Origin of the sequence: Terribacillus sp. AE2B 122, assembly GCF_902497585.1 — a bacterium.
GTDB lineage: Bacteria > Bacillota > Bacilli > Bacillales > Amphibacillaceae > Terribacillus > Terribacillus saccharophilus_A.
In genome coordinates this window covers 553,201-572,651 of record NZ_LR700943.1, presented here as the reverse complement: position 1 = coordinate 572,651, position 19,451 = coordinate 553,201, and the positions used below count along the sequence as shown (strand labels likewise).

Annotated in this window: 19 protein-coding genes; all 19 read right to left on the bottom strand. The window is 44.3% G+C overall.

The window, feature by feature from the left end; all coding sequences use genetic code 11:
- Positions 1 to 24 precede the first annotated feature (24 nt).
- Positions 25 to 975 carry a DNA-binding protein WhiA gene (whiA, locus tag AE2B122_RS08010; RefSeq protein ID WP_038564637.1) on the bottom strand — a complete coding sequence of 317 codons (951 nt, stop codon included), beginning with the start codon at positions 973 to 975 and terminating at the stop codon, positions 25 to 27.
- A 30-nt stretch (positions 976 to 1,005) separates the two neighbouring features.
- Positions 1,006 to 1,950 carry a YvcK family protein gene (gene yvcK / locus AE2B122_RS08005; RefSeq protein ID WP_175073676.1) on the bottom strand — a complete coding sequence of 315 codons (945 nt, stop codon included), beginning with the start codon at positions 1,948 to 1,950 and terminating at the stop codon, positions 1,006 to 1,008.
- Positions 1,950 to 2,831 carry an RNase adapter RapZ gene (gene rapZ / locus AE2B122_RS08000; RefSeq protein WP_095229242.1) on the bottom strand — a complete coding sequence of 294 codons (882 nt, stop codon included), beginning with the start codon at positions 2,829 to 2,831 and terminating at the stop codon, positions 1,950 to 1,952. Before rapZ ends, yvcK begins: the two co-directional genes overlap by 1 nt.
- 13 nt (positions 2,832 to 2,844) lie before the next feature.
- Positions 2,845 to 3,312 carry an 8-oxo-dGTP diphosphatase gene (locus AE2B122_RS07995; RefSeq protein WP_093880390.1) on the bottom strand — a complete coding sequence of 156 codons (468 nt, stop codon included), beginning with the start codon at positions 3,310 to 3,312 and terminating at the stop codon, positions 2,845 to 2,847.
- Positions 3,313 to 3,603: 291 nt separating this feature from the next.
- Complete coding sequence (gene trxB / locus AE2B122_RS07990) at positions 3,604 to 4,557, bottom strand: thioredoxin-disulfide reductase (RefSeq protein ID WP_175073674.1); 954 nt, start codon at positions 4,555 to 4,557, stop codon at positions 3,604 to 3,606.
- Positions 4,558 to 4,649: 92 nt separating this feature from the next.
- Positions 4,650 to 5,657 (bottom strand): lipopolysaccharide assembly protein LapB, encoded by a 1,008-nt coding sequence (locus AE2B122_RS07985; protein ID WP_175073672.1) that lies wholly within the window; start codon positions 5,655 to 5,657, stop codon positions 4,650 to 4,652.
- Between the two features lie 123 nt (positions 5,658 to 5,780).
- Entirely contained in the window at positions 5,781 to 7,463 is a 1,683-nt protein-coding gene (locus AE2B122_RS07980; RefSeq protein WP_095218493.1) for a glycerol-3-phosphate dehydrogenase/oxidase, read from the bottom strand.
- A 198-nt stretch (positions 7,464 to 7,661) separates the two neighbouring features.
- Entirely contained in the window at positions 7,662 to 9,152 is a 1,491-nt protein-coding gene (gene glpK, locus AE2B122_RS07975) for a glycerol kinase GlpK (protein WP_245840330.1), read from the bottom strand.
- A complete protein-coding gene (locus tag AE2B122_RS07970) occupies positions 9,152 to 9,994 on the bottom strand; it encodes an MIP/aquaporin family protein (RefSeq protein WP_095218495.1) in 843 nt (280 codons plus the stop codon). Before AE2B122_RS07970 ends, glpK begins: the two co-directional genes overlap by 1 nt.
- Before the next feature lie 275 nt (positions 9,995 to 10,269).
- A complete protein-coding gene (locus AE2B122_RS07965; RefSeq protein ID WP_095218496.1) occupies positions 10,270 to 10,812 on the bottom strand; it encodes a glycerol-3-phosphate responsive antiterminator in 543 nt (180 codons plus the stop codon).
- A 31-nt stretch (positions 10,813 to 10,843) separates the two neighbouring features.
- Entirely contained in the window at positions 10,844 to 11,353 is a 510-nt protein-coding gene (locus AE2B122_RS07960; RefSeq protein WP_095268492.1) for a DapH/DapD/GlmU-related protein, read from the bottom strand.
- Positions 11,325 to 11,996: a pyrophosphatase PpaX gene (gene ppaX, locus AE2B122_RS07955; protein ID WP_175073670.1), complete on the bottom strand. Its 672-nt coding sequence runs from the start codon at positions 11,994 to 11,996 to the stop codon at positions 11,325 to 11,327. Before ppaX ends, AE2B122_RS07960 begins: the two co-directional genes overlap by 29 nt.
- Before the next feature lie 21 nt (positions 11,997 to 12,017).
- On the bottom strand, positions 12,018 to 12,836 hold the full coding sequence (gene lgt / locus AE2B122_RS07950; RefSeq protein ID WP_095268490.1) for a prolipoprotein diacylglyceryl transferase: 819 nt from the start codon (positions 12,834 to 12,836) through the stop codon (positions 12,018 to 12,020).
- Positions 12,823 to 13,779, bottom strand: coding sequence for an HPr(Ser) kinase/phosphatase (gene hprK, locus AE2B122_RS07945; RefSeq protein WP_095218500.1), 957 nt, complete (start codon positions 13,777 to 13,779; stop codon positions 12,823 to 12,825). Before hprK ends, lgt begins: the two co-directional genes overlap by 14 nt.
- Before the next feature lie 104 nt (positions 13,780 to 13,883).
- Positions 13,884 to 14,240, bottom strand: a complete 357-nt coding sequence (locus tag AE2B122_RS07940; RefSeq protein ID WP_095218501.1) for a phage holin family protein — start codon at positions 14,238 to 14,240, stop codon at positions 13,884 to 13,886.
- A gap of 14 nt (positions 14,241 to 14,254) precedes the next feature.
- Positions 14,255 to 15,367 (bottom strand): DUF4097 family beta strand repeat-containing protein, encoded by a 1,113-nt coding sequence (locus tag AE2B122_RS07935; protein ID WP_095268487.1) that lies wholly within the window; start codon positions 15,365 to 15,367, stop codon positions 14,255 to 14,257.
- Between the two features lie 27 nt (positions 15,368 to 15,394).
- On the bottom strand, positions 15,395 to 16,069 hold the full coding sequence (bshB2, locus tag AE2B122_RS07930) for a bacillithiol biosynthesis deacetylase BshB2 (protein ID WP_095218503.1): 675 nt from the start codon (positions 16,067 to 16,069) through the stop codon (positions 15,395 to 15,397).
- A 15-nt stretch (positions 16,070 to 16,084) separates the two neighbouring features.
- On the bottom strand, positions 16,085 to 16,432 hold the full coding sequence (locus tag AE2B122_RS07925; protein ID WP_095218504.1) for a YojF family protein: 348 nt from the start codon (positions 16,430 to 16,432) through the stop codon (positions 16,085 to 16,087).
- 134 nt (positions 16,433 to 16,566) lie between these two features.
- Complete coding sequence (gene uvrA / locus AE2B122_RS07920) at positions 16,567 to 19,446, bottom strand: excinuclease ABC subunit UvrA (RefSeq protein ID WP_095218505.1); 2,880 nt, start codon at positions 19,444 to 19,446, stop codon at positions 16,567 to 16,569.
- Positions 19,447 to 19,451: the final 5 nt, after the last annotated feature.

Sequence of the window (19,451 nt, the reverse complement as noted above, 5' to 3'; positions counted from 1 at the left end):
ATGCTATATCAGCTTTATACCTGCTTATGCTTTTTTAACTGATGTCCCATTACGAAGTCTGTCAGCGAATTCATCTATTTTACGAAGACGGTGGTTAATACCGGATTTACTGATCTTCCCGGTGGAAACCAGTTCGCCAAGTTCCTTCAGCGAAACATCTTGATGCTGGACACGAAGCTCAGCTATTTCCTGGAGTTTATCCGGTAATGCCCCGATACCAACTGTGTTTTTGATGAAATTGATATTCTCAACTTGGCGGAAAGCAGCGCCAATCGTCTTGTTGAGATTTGCTGTTTCACAGTTAACGAGCCTGTTAACCGAGTTACGCATATCTCGTACAATCCGAACATCTTCAAATTTAAACAAAGCGCTGTGAGCACCTACGATATTGAGAAATTCCGTGATCTTCTCTGCTTCTTTCAAGTAAGTAATAAAGCCCTTACGACGCTCCGTACTGCGGGCATGCAAATCGAATGTATTCATCAGCTCGCAAAGTGCATCACTATGTTCTTTGTGTGTATTGAATATCTCCAAATGATAGGAAGATGTTTCCGGATTATTTACAGAACCTCCTGCTAGAAAAGCACCACGTAAATACGCTCTGCGCTTCTCAGCAGTATCCGTGAAGGATGTACTGATTGTGCGGACAAAAGTGAATTTGTCTTCTAGAATTTCTAGATTGCGCAGCAGGTCATCCACTTGTTTATTTAATCGTACTATATAGACATTATTTTTCTTCAGCTTCATCTTTTTACGGACGAGCAGTTCGATTGGATGCTGATAGATCGCCTTCAGCAACGTATAGATACGTCTTGCTATGGCTGCATTCTCTGTCTGAACATCCAGCATATATTCCTGTCTCGAATAAGAGACAGATCCGTTCATCCGTATTAAAGCTGCTAGCTCACTTTTTACATCCGTCATTTCAATTGGAATGGTCGTCAATTCCTTCTTTATTTCTGATGCAAAGCTCACGAAGCTCTCCCCCCTTCTCGTGCCTCGCTTTTACAGCATCGCGTAAAGCAGCTTAGCAATTTTATGTGTATCATGTCGGAGCTTCAGCTGGTCATGGTCGATAATATCAGCTTCAATCACTTTAAGTCCTAAAGACTTTAGACGGCTAATATCATAAATGACCGGTTCGGCATGCTCTTCTGCATAATTTTCACGAATATCTTGCTCAATTGAACTATTATTGACGACGATTGTCGAGACAATATCAGCTCCGATATGATCATGTATGGCTTGAATATGATCTCCTGCTGTATAGCCCGTCGTTTCGCCGTATTGTGTCATCACATTACATACGTAGACAACCTTGCCAGGTGCATCTCGCAGGGCATTCTCAATCTCTGGAACAATCAGATTCGGCATAACACTCGTGTAGAGACTTCCTGGACTGATAACGATTAAATCAGCTTGCTTGATTGCTTCGATTGCATCCGGCAATGGCTTGACCGGCAGCGGACTGACAAATACACGTTTGATCTGTTTATTCGCAAGAGGGATATTAGATTCCCCCGTTACAATCTCGCCGTCTGTCATCTCTGCATGCAGCACGACGTTCTGATTGGCAATCGGATAAATATTGCCCTTTACTTTAAGTACGCGTGATATTTCTTTGATACCATTATAAAAATCTCCGGAAATAGAGGTCATTGCTGCCAGCAGTAGATTTCCCATCGAATGGCCTGACAATCCATTGCCGTCCTTAAATCGATGCTGGAACAAGTCGATCAGCATCGGCTCTGCATCAGCCAATGCAGCAATGACATTCCGGATATCCCCTGGTGCCGGCATCGCTAGCTCGGTACGCAGTTTACCTGAGCTGCCTCCATCGTCGGCTACCGTGACAATTGCAGAAAGATCGACAGGAAGCTGTTTTAGTCCTCGCAGCAGAACAGGCATGCCTGTTCCACCCCCAATTGCAACTATTTTTTTCCTTGTCATCAGTGGCTTTTCCTTTCTACATCACGGTGCGTCACATGCGTCGCATAGTTATCGCTGTACCGTTTAGCCAAATACTCTGCGATGGCTACTGAGCGATGCTGTCCGCCCGTACAGCCGATGGCTATGATAAGCTGACTTTTACCTTCCTTCTTGTACTGAGGCAGCATGAAAGTCAGCATATCCTCGAGCTTCTGCAGAAAAGTATGCGTATCGGACCACTTGAATACATATGAGGAAACAGGTTCATCCAAGCCTGTCTGCGGTCTGAGATTCTCCACGTAGAAAGGATTCGGAAGGAAACGGACATCAAAGACGAGATCTGCATCAATTGGAAGCCCGTATTTAAAACCAAAACTCAGCATCTGCACCGTGAACTCTTCATAATTGGTATCCTTGAAACGTTTCATGATTTTCTCGCGGAGCTGTTTTGGCTTCAAAGTCGATGTATCCACGATGAATTGTGCTCTGCCACGCATTTGATCAAGTAACGCACGTTCCTGTTGGATACCTTCAAGAGGAAGTCCTTCCGGAGCAAGCGGATGCGTCCTGCGTGTTTCTTTGTATCTGGTTACGAGCACTTCATCCTTTGAATCGAGGAATAATACTTGCGGTTCCAGCCAATTCTCCTGTGTCAGCTTGTCCAATGCTTCGAATAATGAATCGAAGAATTCCCTGCCTCGTAAATCCATGACAAGGGCTACCTTTTTAATATCATTGGCAGCATCACGCATCAAATCTAGGAATGTCGGCAATAGTGCTGGAGGCAAGTTATCCACACAATAGTAACCCAAGTCCTCGAAGCTTTGAACGGCAACCGTTTTGCCTGCTCCTGACATACCTGTAATGATGACGAGCTTGGTTTCATTCAACTGTTTCTCCATACGTATCCCCCGTTTATTCTGGTGTCGTCGGATCCAGCTTTGATTGCAGCAGCTGGCGATCCTCCGTGTAGACGAATGTGCCGAACAATGGCTCATCTGTGTTGAACATATGGGCGAAAATATCGCGATCTCCCTCTGCCATTGGCAAATCCTTGATTTTCTTTTTATCTATCCATTCCAGCTTACCTTCCTGGCTTTCTTCAAGCAGATCACCAGTATATTCTTCAGCGAAGAAGGTGAACATCATCCATTCATGTACAACTTTTTCGCCTTTCTTTATAACAAAAGTAAACGTACCGCGAAGCTCGGGTTCATGTATAGTCAATCCTGTTTCTTCCCAAAACTCCCGGACGGCTGTTTCTTTTACGGATTCACCCAGCTCCATTTTCCCACCAGGCGCTGAGTACCATCCTTTACTCGGTTTCTTCAATAAGAGAACTTTGTCATCAACTGCCAAAATACAGTTTGCAACACGTTGCATGCTTCCACCTCTTTCTCTGTGTAAGTGGACATGTTGGTTCGTTATACACATCACTCTATATTATACTATTTCTGTTTATCTTCAAACAGTATTATGTTTCCTAAGTCTTTACCAAAAATCGCCGTTAATCCCTAAAAGAACAAAAAAAATGCATAGGTGCCGAGACACCTATGCCAATAACTAATTTATCTATTAAAAGGGGGTCAATTAGTTAAAACCAGTATAGCAAATGATTGTGTCGCCCATGTTACAGCAGCATTAAGAATCATTTACAAGGAATGGCCGAGCCTATTACTTACCGATTGTGTTCAGCTCTTCTTTAAGAGTTTCTACATAGCCTTGAGCAGCTTGAGCAGCAATACTGCCGTCTCCTGTTGCTGTCACGATTTGTCGAAGCTCTTTATCACGAATATCTCCAGCTGCGAAAACGCCAGGTACAGCTGTTTCCATACGTTCATTCGTATGAATATAGCCAAGATCATTTGTGATGCCAAGAGATTGGAATGGTTCGCTTAATGGTACCATTCCGACATAGATGAACACACCATCAGCAGATTTTTCATATTTTTCTCCAGTGCGCTGGTTTAGAAGCGTTACGCTGGATACTTTATTATTTTCACCATTGATTTCCTCAACAGTCGTATCCCAAATAAAATCAACTTTTTCATTTGCGATAGCACGCTGCTGCAGAATTGGCTGCGCACGTAATTTGTCACGGCGGTGTACGATTGTAACTTTCTCAGCGAATCGAGTCAGGTAAACACCTTCCTCGACAGCAGAATCTCCTCCGCCAACTACGATCAATTCACGGTTTTTGAAGAATGCACCATCACAAACAGCACAATAAGAAACACCGCGTCCGCTCAATTCATCTTCGCCTGGTACACCTAGCTTTTTCCACTTCGCACCTGTTGTGATGATAAGAGAACGTGTCTTATATTCTTTGTTTCCTATAACTACTGTTTTATATTCCTTGCCGTCCTTCACTTCCTTGATATCTCCGTAAGCATATTCTGCACCGAATTTCTTCGCATGCTCAAACATTTTATTGGAAAGATCAGGTCCTAGGATGGAATCATAACCAGGATAGTTCTCCACATCTTCCGTATTCGCCATCTGACCGCCTGGAATACCTCTTTCCAACATAAGCGTATCAAGATTCGCACGTGAAGTGTAGACTGCTGCTGTCATACCAGCTGGTCCCGCACCTGCAATGATCACGTCATAAATTCTTTCTTCAGTCATTTAAATTAACCCCTTTCCTCTTTATCAGTCGTTTTATCTACTCGTTAGCATATAAGATTCTGTGCACAACGTCCATCTTTCTGCCTATAGCATTAAGAAAGCCAATAAAAATCTTCTTTTGTCAGATGGCTGAATCTGCGGCTGCCTTCCTGCCATAACTTTTCAGCATATGCTCCGTTGCCAGCCTTCTTCGCGGCCAAGCTGAACCACTTATAATAGGAAGCATGTCCTTTCACACGTCTTTTATCCAGATGAAGGAAGCGTTCGACGGCGTCTTCATAATATCCTGTCATGGAAAAAGTGCATGCGATACGTAAATGCTGCTCTTCATGGATAGGGAAGATATTGCGAAGCAAGCGCAGATGTTCGTCTCTCTGGTCAAATTGATTCAATTCATGGTAGAACATAGCGAGATTCACATGTGTGTAGACAGAGACTTGCTCACTCAATAAATGCTCTTCTTCCATTCGCACTGCTTCCTTTTGATTACCGGAGAAGAAAAGTGCTTTGGCAAACTCATGCTTCGCAAGCATATGTTCCGGAAACATGCTCATCATTTCTTCCAGAATCGGCAAAGCAAACTGCCATTCTTCTCGCTCTAAATAATAAAACGCCGACTCTTGGAACATGATGAGCTCATCTTCTTCTTCTGTTGTCCAAAGCTCATCGTCCTCTTCCTCAGCTTCCACGTACGTCAACAGTTCCTCAGCCTGTTCCCGGAAGTCTCCCTCTGGATCCATTTTCAAGTACAAGTTAGCGTACTTTTCTGCGTCGTGCATATATCCAAGCTTAGAATAATTATGGGAAAGCAAATAAAAGCATTCCGCGTAATCATCTCCATGCTCTTTAATGATGTCATCTAGTATATAGATCGCTTTATGGAACGATCCCATTTCCGTAAAAATAACCGACTTCTGGCAGTGATAGATCACTTCCGTCGGTTCCATTTCGATTGCTTTATTAAGCCATTTCATAGCTTTGTCCAGCTTACCGTTCCGATAGGCTTCTACGCCTTTTTTATAATAGAAATCTCCTTCTGGAATGAAGGGGATGATATTTGACGGTCGTGCCTGCTGCTCTGCTGGTTCCAGCGTTTGCATGTGTTTCCTCCTACTGCTTTTAGATATCCCAAGAAGTATATCATATTTCTACATCTGCTCCTACACTTGAAGAAAAAAAGACTGCTCCCCCTAAGGGAAACAGTCTATTCTTGATGAGAAAGATTACACAGTTTGCAGGTCGTCTTCTTTAACCGGCACAACTGCTTCTTTCGCCAATACATCTAGCTCGCGAGTGTACTCTGATTTTTGCTCTGCAGAGTAACCTAACGTTTCAGCCATGTAATCGATAACCGCATCTTTGTTTGTATGAACAAAGTTGATGTTGAATAGCAACGCACCTGTACGTCGAACGAAGAAGTCGACTGGTTTGAATGCTAGCTCTTCTTCTATTGCATAGCGCAGCTGCGCGAATACAAGCGGATCGATGTTAGCAGCTTTCGCTTCATCTTTCAGTGTTTCGAAGCGTTCGAAGACTTTATCCACATTCGCTCCGTAACGGCTTACCATCTTAAGTGCATCTTCAGCAGAAAGACCGATAGCTTTTCCTTCATCCACTTTGCGCTCTTTGAAACGTTCGAAGCCTTTGGATCCGCCAACTTCCCCGCCGGAGATTGGAAGGTGCTTCGTATCCGCTTGGGAATAAAGAATGCCTTCTTCTTTCTTGAACTGATCAGCAACAAGGTTAACTGCTTCGATTGCCATTTTACGGTAACCAGTCAGCTTACCGCCAGCCATGGAGATCAAACCGCTGTCAGAAACGAAGATTTCATCCTTACGAGAGATCTCACCAGGTTTTTTGTTTTCTTCCTGGATAAGCGGACGAAGACCTGCCCAGCTTGATTCTACATCGTCTTTTGTGATTTCCACTGTCGGGAACATGTAGTTAACGGAATCGATGATATAGTCACGATCCTCAACAGTCATCACAGGGTGTTTGATATCACCTTTGTATGTTGTATCTGTTGTACCAACATATGTTTTACCTTCACGTGGTATTGCGAATACCATCCGACCATCTGGAGTATCGAAGTATACTGCCTGGCGCAATGGGAAACGCTCTCCATCGAATACCAAGTGAACACCTTTTGTAAGATGCAAGGTTTTACCTTTTTTAGAACCATCTTTTTCACGTAGTGTATCAACCCAAGGGCCGCCGGCATTTACAATTTTCTTCGCGAAGATACGATGCTTTTCACCAGTTGTAAGATTTTCTGCTACAACACCAGTCACTTTACCACCAGCATCATAAATGAACTCAGTTACTTTCGTGTAGTTAATCGCATGAACGCCTTTTTCCACAGCTTTTTTCAGAACTTCAAGTGTCAAACGCGCATCATCTGTTTTGTATTCAACATAACGACCGCCACCAAGAAGGTTTTCTGATTTCACTAGTGGTTCTCTTTCCAATACTTCGTCACGTTTCAGCATTGTACGACGTTCTGCTTTTTTAACGCCTGCAAGATAGTCATACACACGCAAACCAATGTTTGTCATGAATGGACCCATTGTCCCGCCCTTGTGGAACGGAAGCAACATCCATTCTGGTGTTGTTACGTGAGGGCCATTTTCATAAACGATTTCACGTTCTTTACCAACTTCTGCAACCATTTTCACTTCAAATTGCTTCAAGTAGCGCAAACCACCATGAACCAATTTTGTTGAACGGGAAGAAGTTCCCGCTGCGAAGTCCTGCATTTCAACAAGACCTACGTTCATCCCGCGCATTCTTGCATCAAGAGAGATACCGGAACCAGTGATCCCACCACCGATTACAAGAAGATCTAGAGGTTTATCGGTTAAATTTGCATAAATTTCATTACGTTTTTTACTAGAGAAAACAGTCATGCATGAACACTCCTTTTTAGATTCAGCGCTCCCTGTATTTCTATACCCCAATAGTGTAGAAGTCATGTATAGAAAGCAAAAAGAGACCGCAAATAATCCATACAATGTATAGATATTCACGGTCTCTCCAAAGTCTCAGGCCGAATCATTAACTTGTGAATTCAGTATAACATGCCGGGCCGGATTTGAAAAGTTATATTACTTGAAAGTACGTGTCGCTTCCACAGCTTTTTTCCAGCCTGCGTAGAGCTGATCTTTTTCTTCTTTGGAGCGATTCGGTTTGAACGTGCGATCGATCTGCCATTTGTTGGCGATCTCATCGCGGCTTTCCCAGTAGCCGACAGCCAAACCAGCCAAGTAGGCAGCACCTAAGGCTGTTGTTTCCTGAATGACTGGACGTTCTACATCTACATCAAGCATATCGCTTTGGAACTGCATAAGGAAATCGTTTTTCACGACACCGCCATCAACACGAAGCTGCTTCACATCGATACCGGAATCCTCGATCATTGCGTCAACAACATCCTTGGATTGGAATGCAAGAGATTCCAATGTTGCACGTGTGATGTGTGCACTTGTTGTTCCGCGTGTAATACCGAACATTGCACCGCGTGCATCACTATCCCAATAAGGTGTGCCAAGACCAACAAAAGCAGGAACTACATATACACCGCCATTGTCGGAAACACTAGTAGCTAGACGCTCACTTTCAGGAGAAGATTCGATAATCTTCAAACCATCACGCAGCCATTGAACTGCTGAACCTGCTACGAAAATACTTCCTTCCAGTGCGTATTCAACTTTTCCATCAAGTCCCCATGCGATTGTAGTCAACAAACCATGATCGGATTTTACAGCTTCCTCACCTGTGTGCATAAGGACGAAGCAACCTGTGCCATAAGTGTTTTTCACCATACCCGGCTCATAGCAAGCTTGACCGAATAAGGCAGCGTGCTGGTCACCAGCGATACCTGCGATTGGTACCTCTTCACCGAAGAAGTGGTAATCGATTGTGTTGGCATACACTTCTGAAGAAGGTTTTACTTCAGGAAGCATTGATTTAGGTACTTCAAGGATATCTAATAATTCATCATCCCATTTAAGTTCGTGGATGTTGTACATCAATGTACGGGCAGCATTGGAATAGTCAGTAACATGCGTTTTACCACCGGAAAGCTTGTAAACAAGCCATGTATCGATTGTACCGAACAGCAAGTCACCATTCTCTGCTTTTTCACGTGCACCTTCTACATTATCCAGGATCCATTTCACTTTCGTACCGGAGAAATAAGCATCCAATAATAGACCTGTTTTCTCACGGAATAAATCGTTGTGACCTTTTTCGATCAAATCATTTACGATGTCAGATGTTTGACGGGATTGCCAAACAATCGCTTTATGAATAGGACGGCCCGTGTTCTTATCCCATACGACTGTTGTTTCACGCTGGTTTGTAATACCGATACCCGCAACCTGTTTCGCGTCGATATCCGCTTTGCGAAGTACTTCTGCCATACATGCAGAAATTGATGTCCAAATTTCGTTCGCATCATGCTCTACCCAGCCGGATTGCGGGAAGAACTGCTCGAACTCCATTTGTGCTGTTTCCACAATGTCGCCATTGTGGTTGAACAAAATTGCGCGTGAGCTTGTTGTACCTTGGTCAAGTGCCATGATAAATTTTTCCATTATTTAATCCCCCTTGTTTTTACACCATTATTTGCAGCTGCTTCTGCATTTGCCTTAACAAGTTCCCCTCGAACTGCAGCGATAATGATTACTAATAGTACAGCAGATAAAATCCAGAAACCAACTTGCAAGTCTCCTTTGAAAAATCCGATATAGAAATATGCACCGTATGCACCACCAAGCAATGGACCTACAACTGGAACCCACGCGTATTTCCAGTTGGATGAGCCTTTACCAGGAATCGGCAGCAATGCATGCGCGATACGCGGACCTAAGTCACGTGCAGGGTTGATGGCATATCCAGTAGGACCACCAAGTGCCATACCAATAACCACGATAAGTAAACCTGTCAATAATGGATTAAATCCTTCTGCTAAAGAGTTGCCTCCAATGAATAGAATACCAAGCATTAGGATGAAAGTGCCAATGATTTCTGTCAGCATGTTTGAAATAGGACTATCAATTGCAGGATCTGTAGCAAAAACTGAAAGCTTTGCCATCGGGTCTGACGTTTTCGCCCAATGCGGTAAATATACTAAGAATACGAGTACTGCACCTAAGAATGCTCCAACCATCTCACCAGCAAGGTATGTCGGTACAACATTCCATTCAATAGCTCCGTTAATCGCTAAACCAAGTGTTACTGCTGGGTTTAAATGCGCTCCTGAAAAACCGCCTACTGCATAGGCACCCATTGCTACTGCAAGACCCCATGCAATTGTAATTACGATCCAGCCTGAGCCTTCTCCTTTGGACTTGCTCAAGTTACTTACTGCTACTACTCCTCCCCCGAAGAGTATTAGTACCATTGTGCCGATAGTTTCAGCTGCAAAGATGCTCATTGTGATTGTCCCCTTTATTGATAATTTTTTTCGGAGAGCGCTTTCATTAAGCGTCCAAATCAACCCTACCCCATAAGCATCATAGAAAATAGCTACAATCACCCTAAAAATATTACAAGGAAGCGCTGTCTTTTGGATAAGAAAAATCCATCACCTAATATAACATAGTATGCCCCTTGGCGTGTACTAAAAAGGTAATGGATTCTCCGTATCTCCGATCATTAATATTAACTTATAGGTAGACTTTACACCTATTTGAAAGCGGTGTCAACAACTTACCACAAACTTTTTTTAGAAGTTGAAACCGCTGTCGCACCTGCTTCCAATGCGGAATCCACGTCTTCACGTGTGCGGATGAGGCCTCCAGCTATGACTGGAATGCCCACTTGCTCGGATACTTCTTTTATCATATGAGGAATTAACCCCGGTAAAACTTCGATATAATCCGGCTGAGTCTTCTTGATCAAAGAAAGATTGTGATCCAATGCATGGCCGTCAATTAAGAATAATCGCTGGACGGCAGTTATCTTATATTTTTTAGCTGCATGAATTACATTCGTTCTTGTCGATATGACGCCATCCGGTTTCAGACGCTGGCAGACAAAGTCCATACCTGCATCATCCGTTTTCAATCCTTGTATTAAATCTACATGCAAAAATACCTTCTTACCCGCCTTTTTCGCATATTTGATTTGGGAAGGGAGCTGTGCAATTCTAGTTTCGAGCAGGACCATCATCTGCATATCTTCCCGCTGAAGCAATTCATCAAAATCCCTTTCATTACGGGCTGCAGGCAAAATGCGCTGTCCTAAATCCATTCTATTCCTCCTTATAAAACAAGCAGACACACTAGGTTGTCTGCTTGTTCTTTCGTTGTTCTGCTGTATAAATCACTTGCATCGGATTTCCGCCGACCATCGCACCAGGAGGCACATCCCGATGAACAAGTGTGGCAGCGGAGACGACCGCTCCATCTCCTATTGTGACACCTGGCAGAATCGTCGTATTGGCTCCTACCATCACATTATCCCCGATGATGACGTCACCTAGCCGATATTCTGTCGTTAAATACTCGTGAGCCAAGATCGTCGTATTATAGCCGATAATTGTATTCCTACCAATCGTGATCCGTTCCGGAAAGAGAAAATCAGGCACTACCATGAGAGCTAGCGCTGTTTCTTTGCCAATTTTCATCCCTAGAAATGTCTTATACAAACTATTTTTCATAGCAAGGAAGGGCGTATAGCGGCCAATTTGGATAACGATGAAGTTCTTTACTACTTTCCAAAAGGAAACTGTTTTATAAAGCTGCCAAAGCGAGTTCGATCCTTTAACGGGATGGCTTTCCGTTTTCCGCATGTGCTTCTTCCTTTACGATATCGAGTAGGTCACGGATATCCTCCAGCATATAATCCGGTCCATAAGCCAGCAAGGACTGCTTGCCCTTGATCGACCAAGCCACACCCGCAGATTTCGTGCCGGCATTCTTGCCAGACTCGATGTCATGGTAATTATCTCCGATCATAATAGCCTCTTCTGGCAAGCTTCCGAGTGCATCGAGACCTTTTAGAACTGGTTCCGGGTGAGGCTTTGGCTGCTTGATATCATCATACCCGATTACTACATCAAACAATCCGCCAAGCCCGCATACCCGAAGACCCCGCTCAGCTGTGTCGCGCATCTTCGTAGTTACGATACCCAGCTTAAAGCCTGCCTGCTTGAGCTTCTGTAGTGTTTCAGCCACATAAGGATACGCTTCAACGTAAGCATCATGATGCTTCAAGTTATGTTCCCGATATGCTGCAATCATTTCTTCCGCTCTAACAGGATCAATATTTTCGAACACATCCTTCAGAGGAGGACCAACGAACGGAAGCAGTTCTTCCCGCTCATACGTCCGCCCCATGTACTGCTCTAGTGTAGCAGTGTACGAAGCCAGAATTAGACTATTTGAATCTATCAGCGTTCCATCAAGGTCAAACAACAATGTCGTAATTGCCATTTTGCACTCGCCTCTCTATTTCTAATCTTTATAACGAGGTGTATTCGCACCAGGACGACGGCGGATAATAACTATAATTATCGCAATGACGATGGCCACGATTGAGACGATTTGCGCTGCACGCAATCCCTCAGCTACTAGACTATCTGTCCGCATGCCCTCGATAAAGTAACGTCCAAGACTATACCAAGCGAGGTAGAACAAGAACATTTCCCCGCGTTTTAGATTCACTCTGCGAAGAACGAGCAAAATAACGAACCCAAGAATATTCCACAACGATTCGTAAAGGAATGTTGGGTGATACAGAACGCCATCAATACACATCTGGTTATTGATGAAATCCGGAAGATACTGAATGTAGTTCTGATACGCTTCTGCTGAAACTGGTCCGCCATGAGCTTCCTGGTTCATAAAGTTGCCCCAGCGTCCGATCGCTTGTCCAAGTATTAAACTCGGAGCCGTAATATCCGCCAGCTTCCAGAAAGGAATTTTCTTTACTCGGCAGAAAATAATTGCCGTGATGATGGAACCGATTAGGGCACCATGGATGGCGATGCCGCCTTCCCATATCGCAAACACTTTCCAAAACGGCCCATCCGCATAGCTTTCCCATTCAAACGCGACGTAATAAATACGTGCAGAAATGATGGCAGCTGGAATAGCAAACACAAGGAAATCGACGAAAGTATCTTTATGTAATCCGCGCTTTTTTGATTCGCGGATAGCCAGCCATAGTCCGAGCGCTGCACCGACTGCGATAATGACACCATACCAATAGATCGACACCGAACCGAGCTGCAGAAATACCCGGTTAAGCGGTTGTACTTCACACATTTCCATCCATCATGTCTCCCTCATCATCTTTTCCTGTCTCAATCATCTTGGTAAGACGCTGTGAAAATTCTTCTGCTGCATTCACGCCCATGCGTTTCAGACGGAAATTCATCGCAGCTACTTCGATGATGACTGCCAAGTTACGCCCTGGACGGACTGGTACTGTCATCTTCGGTACGTTTACATCCATGATTTTCATCGTGTCTTCATCAAGACCAACTCGATCATATTGTTTCGATTGATCCCATGTCTCCAAGTTGATGACGATGGAAATTTTCTTGTGGCTGCGTACGGCACCTGCGCCAAACAGCGTCATCACATTGATGATACCTAAGCCGCGTATCTCTAATAAATGTTCGATTAAAGAAGGAGAATTTCCAATTAGAGTATCATAATCCTCTTGTCGGATTTCAACACTGTCATCCGCAACAAGACGGTGTCCGCGCTTCACGAGCTCTAATGCTGTTTCACTCTTACCAACACCACTTTGACCCGTAATCAGAATACCGATACCGTAAATATCCACCAACACACCATGTACTGCGGTAAACGGAGCAAATTTTGCTTCTAAGAAATTCGTAATCCGACTGATAACTCGCGTCGTCTTATGCGGTGAACGTAATATCGGAACACCAGCAGCCTCTGCCGCTTCCTTCATCTCCGGCGGCACTTCCTGACCACGTGTAATGATCAGACCCGGCGTAACATCAGAGCATATTTTCTCGAAACGCTCTCGCTTCTGCTCGCTCGTGAGCTCTTCGAGAAAGGAAAGCTCCGTCTTCCCGAACAGCTGCAGCCGATCTTGCGGATAATATTTAAAATAACCAGTCAACTCTATACCAGGACGGGAAATATCACTCATGAAAATCTCACGCTGTACGCCTGCATCCCCTGTCAGCAATTCCAGATTGAAACGATCCAATAAATCTTGAATGACTACTTTTGCCATAAGAACCCTCCATCCTAACAATTCTTGTTTATTCTAGCATACTTCCAGAAAAGATAGATACCTAGGCACAAAAAAGCCCTGCGGCGACATGCCGCAGAGCATCTTCAGCTCGTAATCCGATCACGGATGAGCCAATTTAGGATGAGGTTCAGCAATGCAAGAATGATTGCTGCGATAATTGCTGTACCAAATCCCTCGATTATGAAATTCTCACCAATCAGACCTTGTGTGATCATCAAGGTAACTGCATTGATGACAAACAGAAACAATCCGAATGTCAAAGCAGTCAGTGGCAGCGTCAAGAAAATCAACACTGGACGGACTAGGAGATTAAGAACCGACAATATAAAGCTCGCCAGGATGGCAGTACCAAAGCCTTCTAGATAAAAGGAATCAAATATATAGCTAACAATGATTAAGGATACGCTGTTCAGCAATAGTGTCAAAATCCATCTAAGCATAAATGATCTCCATGTTACGGAAGCACCCAAACAGAACCAGTCTTCGTGTTCGCTTCCAAGTGGAGCTTCTCTGTTGCAGCTGGATACGTCTCGAATTTGAGAGCTTTTTTAACGACTTCCTTTGATTCGTCAATGACAATATATTCATCCAAATCACAATGCAGGGAGCCGATATTCGTCGTGATTCGCCCATTCAGCGGGATTGCCGCTAAGGACTTCAAACGGATACTTCCATTAGTAGCTTTGAAGAAGGCGCTATCCGGATCTTCGTTATGCCACTCGCAATGGATGCTGCCATTGAAAGTTTGCGCATCAAGCTTACGGAAGTTTCCTTCCAGCCGGAGCGAACCATTAACGGACTCACACAAAAGATCCTTCGCAGCCACATGTTTCAGCTTGATACTGCCATTGGAGGTTTCAGCACTGACGATAGAACCGCCGCCTCCCTGCAGATCAATGCTGCCATTCGTCGTTTTACAATATATATTCGTGCTGCTCACAGAATCCGTACGAATCGTGCCGTTGAAAGTTTTTAAGATGCATTCCTCATATACAGCTTCTGGAACGTACAACGTGATTTCAGGTTTAATCCGTTTATCCTGTAACGAAAACTGCAGTTTGCCATCTGCAATGGCGAAATAAGCCTTATCAGTGAATCGTTTCCTAGCTGCTGTCTCATCTTCTTCCTGATAGACCTTTGCTTTCGTCTCGAGCCTTGCCAAAGGCTCATTCCAGCTCTTGACCGTAATGGAGCCGTTATAGATTTTCAGCTCTAATTTCGCGAATGTCTCATCAGCCTGAAAAATGTGGTCCACTGTATAGTGATCGCCGAAGTTCAAATCCAGATCAGCATTCTTAATCTTACTGAAAGCCTGTTGGACATATTGCAGCACTTTTGGACCGACATTTTTTTTCTTGGCTGCCTTACCGCCGGTACGCTGCTTTTTAGGATCCTCGCCAGCTGTTATAAGCTCCTGGACTACCAGTTTCTTCTCTTCGTTGGTATCCTGCTCCTGCACAGCACCAAAGGCCCGCTCATCGAGAGCAGCAAGCTGCAGCTCTGCTTCTTCGGCAGTGAGCATTCCTTCTTCCAGCTGTTTCAGAATCTTCTTTCTCTCTGTTCTCATACATAGCCTCCTTTACACATATACGGATTATATGTTTTCGAAGTTCCAAGTATAGAATGTTTCCTCTTTGAAATGTTCCAATGCGATAGCTTCCATGTTCTCTTCTGTAAGTTCTTCTCCAGTGACATTTCCAAGCACGCCTTGCGCTTGAGATTTATGACATAGAATCGTCTTCACTTTCGTTTTTACAAAAGGACGGATGTCCTGTACAACATCAGGTTTTCCTAAGATCTCTTGGTATCCGCGCATAAACGCCTGCGCCCAAACTGTCGGACGAGTACTTTCCTCCATCCGTGACACAGCATCAATCGCAGCTGCACCAAGTGCATTGTGATCAGGATGAACTGCATATTCCGGATAGTGTGTGATTACGAGTGTTGGGTTGATTGTCTCAAGCAACTCTTTCAAATGATCACTAACTTTAGATAGATCCTCGAATTCCAATACTTTATCTCGGTAACCAAGCATTTTCAATTCTACATCCATCACTTTACAAGCATCCTGCAATTCCTTCTTACGAATTTCAGGTAATGACTCACGAGTCGCAAAAGTAGGATTACCCATATTGCGTCCCATTTCTCCCAATGTACCGCACAAGTATGTTACCGGCACACCTTCCTGTCTGAACTTAGCAATTGTACCAGCAGCTCCGAAAGCTTCGTCGTCCGGATGCGGGAAGATAACTACTACGTGTTTTTCCATGATTATTGCTCCTCCTTAGAACGCTGTCTCGCTTATTTCCAATGAAACCATCAATCGGCCTTCCCGATCATGACCAGCCATGAGCAGACGATTCTTATCATCCAATTCCCATGCATTCAGTCCTTCTGCGTAAACCCAGCCGTTTTCTGTTTTCAAACCAACGCGATAGGCTGCTCCAGCACCTTTTATCTTGCCATGCTCGTAAGTCACCTGTGCATTCCGGATAAAAGCACCAACATTGTACGCTTTTTCATTTACATGATTAGCATATGCACCATTTGTCGTTTCCAGATGTATAAACACTTTTTTTCCAGCAAATGCATCTATTTGTTCTTGCACTTCAATCAAATCAATCGGCTTCACCGTAAGTCGCTCCTTCCAAAGCTATATCTAAACAAATATTTTACTACAAATTCCGCTGCATTGCTCATTTTGATGTTTTTAAGGGATTAACATATGTAAAAAGATACAGCGGGCAAAAGCCTCGCTGTATCTTTTTAGCTTTCTGCAACATGCGTTGCATATTCTATTTGGCTGGTCGTACGTTCGCGATCACGCTCAAGGATTGGCTTCAAGTACTTACCAGTGTAAGAAGCAGGCACTTCCGCTACTTCCTCTGGTGTGCCGGTTGCTACAATCTCTCCGCCTCGATCTCCGCCTTCGGGACCTAGATCGATAAGGTAATCAGCTGTTTTGATGACATCGAGGTTATGTTCAATAACTAGAACCGTATCCCCATTTTCCACAATGCGCTCAAGTACTTTCAGCAATCGTGAAATATCATCCACATGCAAGCCCGTTGTCGGTTCATCCAGAATATAGAATGTCTTTCCATTACTGCGTTTATGCAGTTCACTGGCAAGCTTCACACGCTGCGCTTCACCGCCGGATAATGTCGTTGCAGGCTGTCCAAGTTTTACATAGCCAAGACCCACATCGGAAATCGTCTGCAGTTTACGCTTGATTTTCGGGATGTTGGCAAAGAACTCCAAGCCCTCTTCAATCGTCATATCTAGCACATCTGCAATACTTTTACCTTTATATTTAATCTCAAGTGTTTCGCGGTTATATCGTTTACCATGACAAACCTCACATGGTACATACACATCCGGAAGGAAATGCATCTCGATCTTGATGATGCCGTCTCCGCGGCAAGCTTCACAGCGCCCGCCCTTGACGTTAAAGCTGAAACGGCCTTTTTTATAACCGCGAACCTTTGCGGCATTTGTGCTCGCATACACATCACGAACATCATCGAAAGCACCAGTATACGTAGCCGGATTGGAACGAGGAGTCCGTCCGATTGGAGACTGGTCAATATCGATAACTTTGTCCAAATGCTCCAAACCTTTGATTTCTTTATGTTTACCAGGCTTCGCCTTGCTCCGGTTCAGCTTCTGCGCTAGGGTTTTGTGCAGAATCTCATTTACGAATGTACTTTTCCCAGATCCGGACACACCTGTAACCGCGGTGAAAAGACCGAGCGGAATTTGCGCAGATGCTTTTTTCAAGTTATTTTCTTCCGCTCCGATGATTTCAATGGAACGCTGCATATCCGGACTGCGGCGTTCAAACGGCAGCGGGATGAATTTCTTACCGGACAAATACTGCCCAGTAAGGGATTTCTTATCTTTCATCACTTTTGCAGGTGTTCCCTGACTCGTGATTTGTCCCCCATGCTCACCAGCACCAGGTCCGACATCAATAAGCCAATCTGCTTCCATCATCGTATCTTCATCGTGCTCAACCACGAGAAGTGTATTGCCAAGATCGCGCATCCGCTTCATCGTTTCGATCAGCCTGTCATTATCACGCTGATGCAGCCCAATGGACGGTTCATCCAGCACATACAATACACCAGTCAAAGCTGATCCAATCTGTGTAGCAAGACGAATCCGCTGCGCTTCTCCGCCCGACAATGTGCCAGCTGCACGGGAAAGAGTCAAATAATCCAAGCCGACGTTATTCAGGAACGTAATCCTGTCTATTATCTCCTTGGTGATCATAAAGGCGATTTGTCTTTCCTTCTCGCTCAGTTCAAGGTCTTCCATGAAGTGTTTCACTTCAATTACTGATTTTGCGGTTACATTGCTGATGTGATGACCGTTGATAAGAACTGCGAGCGATTCCTCACGCAGGCGATGACCTTTACATTTCGGACACGGTCGGTTGTTCATATACTTTTCCATCTGTTCCCGGATAAAATCGGATGTTGTTTCCCGGTACCGCCGAGCAATATTAGTCAAAACACCTTCGAACTCTATATTGCTTTCTCTGACGCGACCAAAGTCATTTTCATAGCGAAAATGAATCTTATCCTTTTTCTTTCCGTTCATCAGGATATCAAGCTGTCCCTCCGGCAGTTCGTTTACCGGTACATCCATATCGATACCAAAGTGACTGCAGGCAGCTTCTAATAGCTTCGGATAATATTGGGAGCTAGTCGGTTCCCACGCTGCAATTGCGCCATCACGCAGTGTCAAATCCTTATTCGGGATAACTAGATCGGGATCGACTTCTAATTTTGTACCAAGTCCGTCGCAAGACGTGCACGCGCCAAATGGATTGTTGAAAGAAAACATGCGCGGCTCCAGCTCTCCAATAGAGAATCCGCAAATCGGACAAGCATGATGCTCACTGAAAAGCAGCTCCTCAACATCCATCACATCCACGATGGCACGGCCGTCTCCAAGCTTAAGAGCAGTTTCTAGGGAATCCGTTAAGCGGCCGGTAATACCTTCCTTAATAACGATACGATCGACAACAACTTCAATAGAGTGTTTCTTTGTTTTCTCCAGTTTGATATCATCATGAATTTCCATCATTTCGCCATCAACACGAAGACGGATATAACCTTCCGCTTTAAGCTTTTCGAGCACCTTCACATGCTCGCCTTTCTTACCGGAAATTACAGGTGCAAGTACCTGCAATCGGGAACGTTCTGGGAATTCCAGAATACGATCGGCCATTTGTTCTACTGTTTGAGAGCTGATTTCAATACCATGTCGCGGGCAAGTCGGACGTCCGACTCTTGCGTACAGAAGACGCAGATAATCATAGATTTCCGTAACTGTTCCAACAGTGGAACGCGGGTTCTTGCTTGTCGTTTTCTGGTCAATACTAATAGCTGGCGACAATCCTTCGATCGAATCCACATCTGGCTTATCCATCTGACCAAGGAACTGGCGGGCATATGCAGATAGGGATTCCACATAACGCCTTTGCCCTTCTGCGTAGATGGTATCAAAAGCGAGCGAGGATTTCCCTGACCCAGATAGTCCAGTCAATACGACTAGACTATCCTTTGGTATATCAATATCGATATTTTTTAAGTTATTGGCGCGGGCGCCTCTGACTGAAATATTTTTCTTCGCCACTTTCT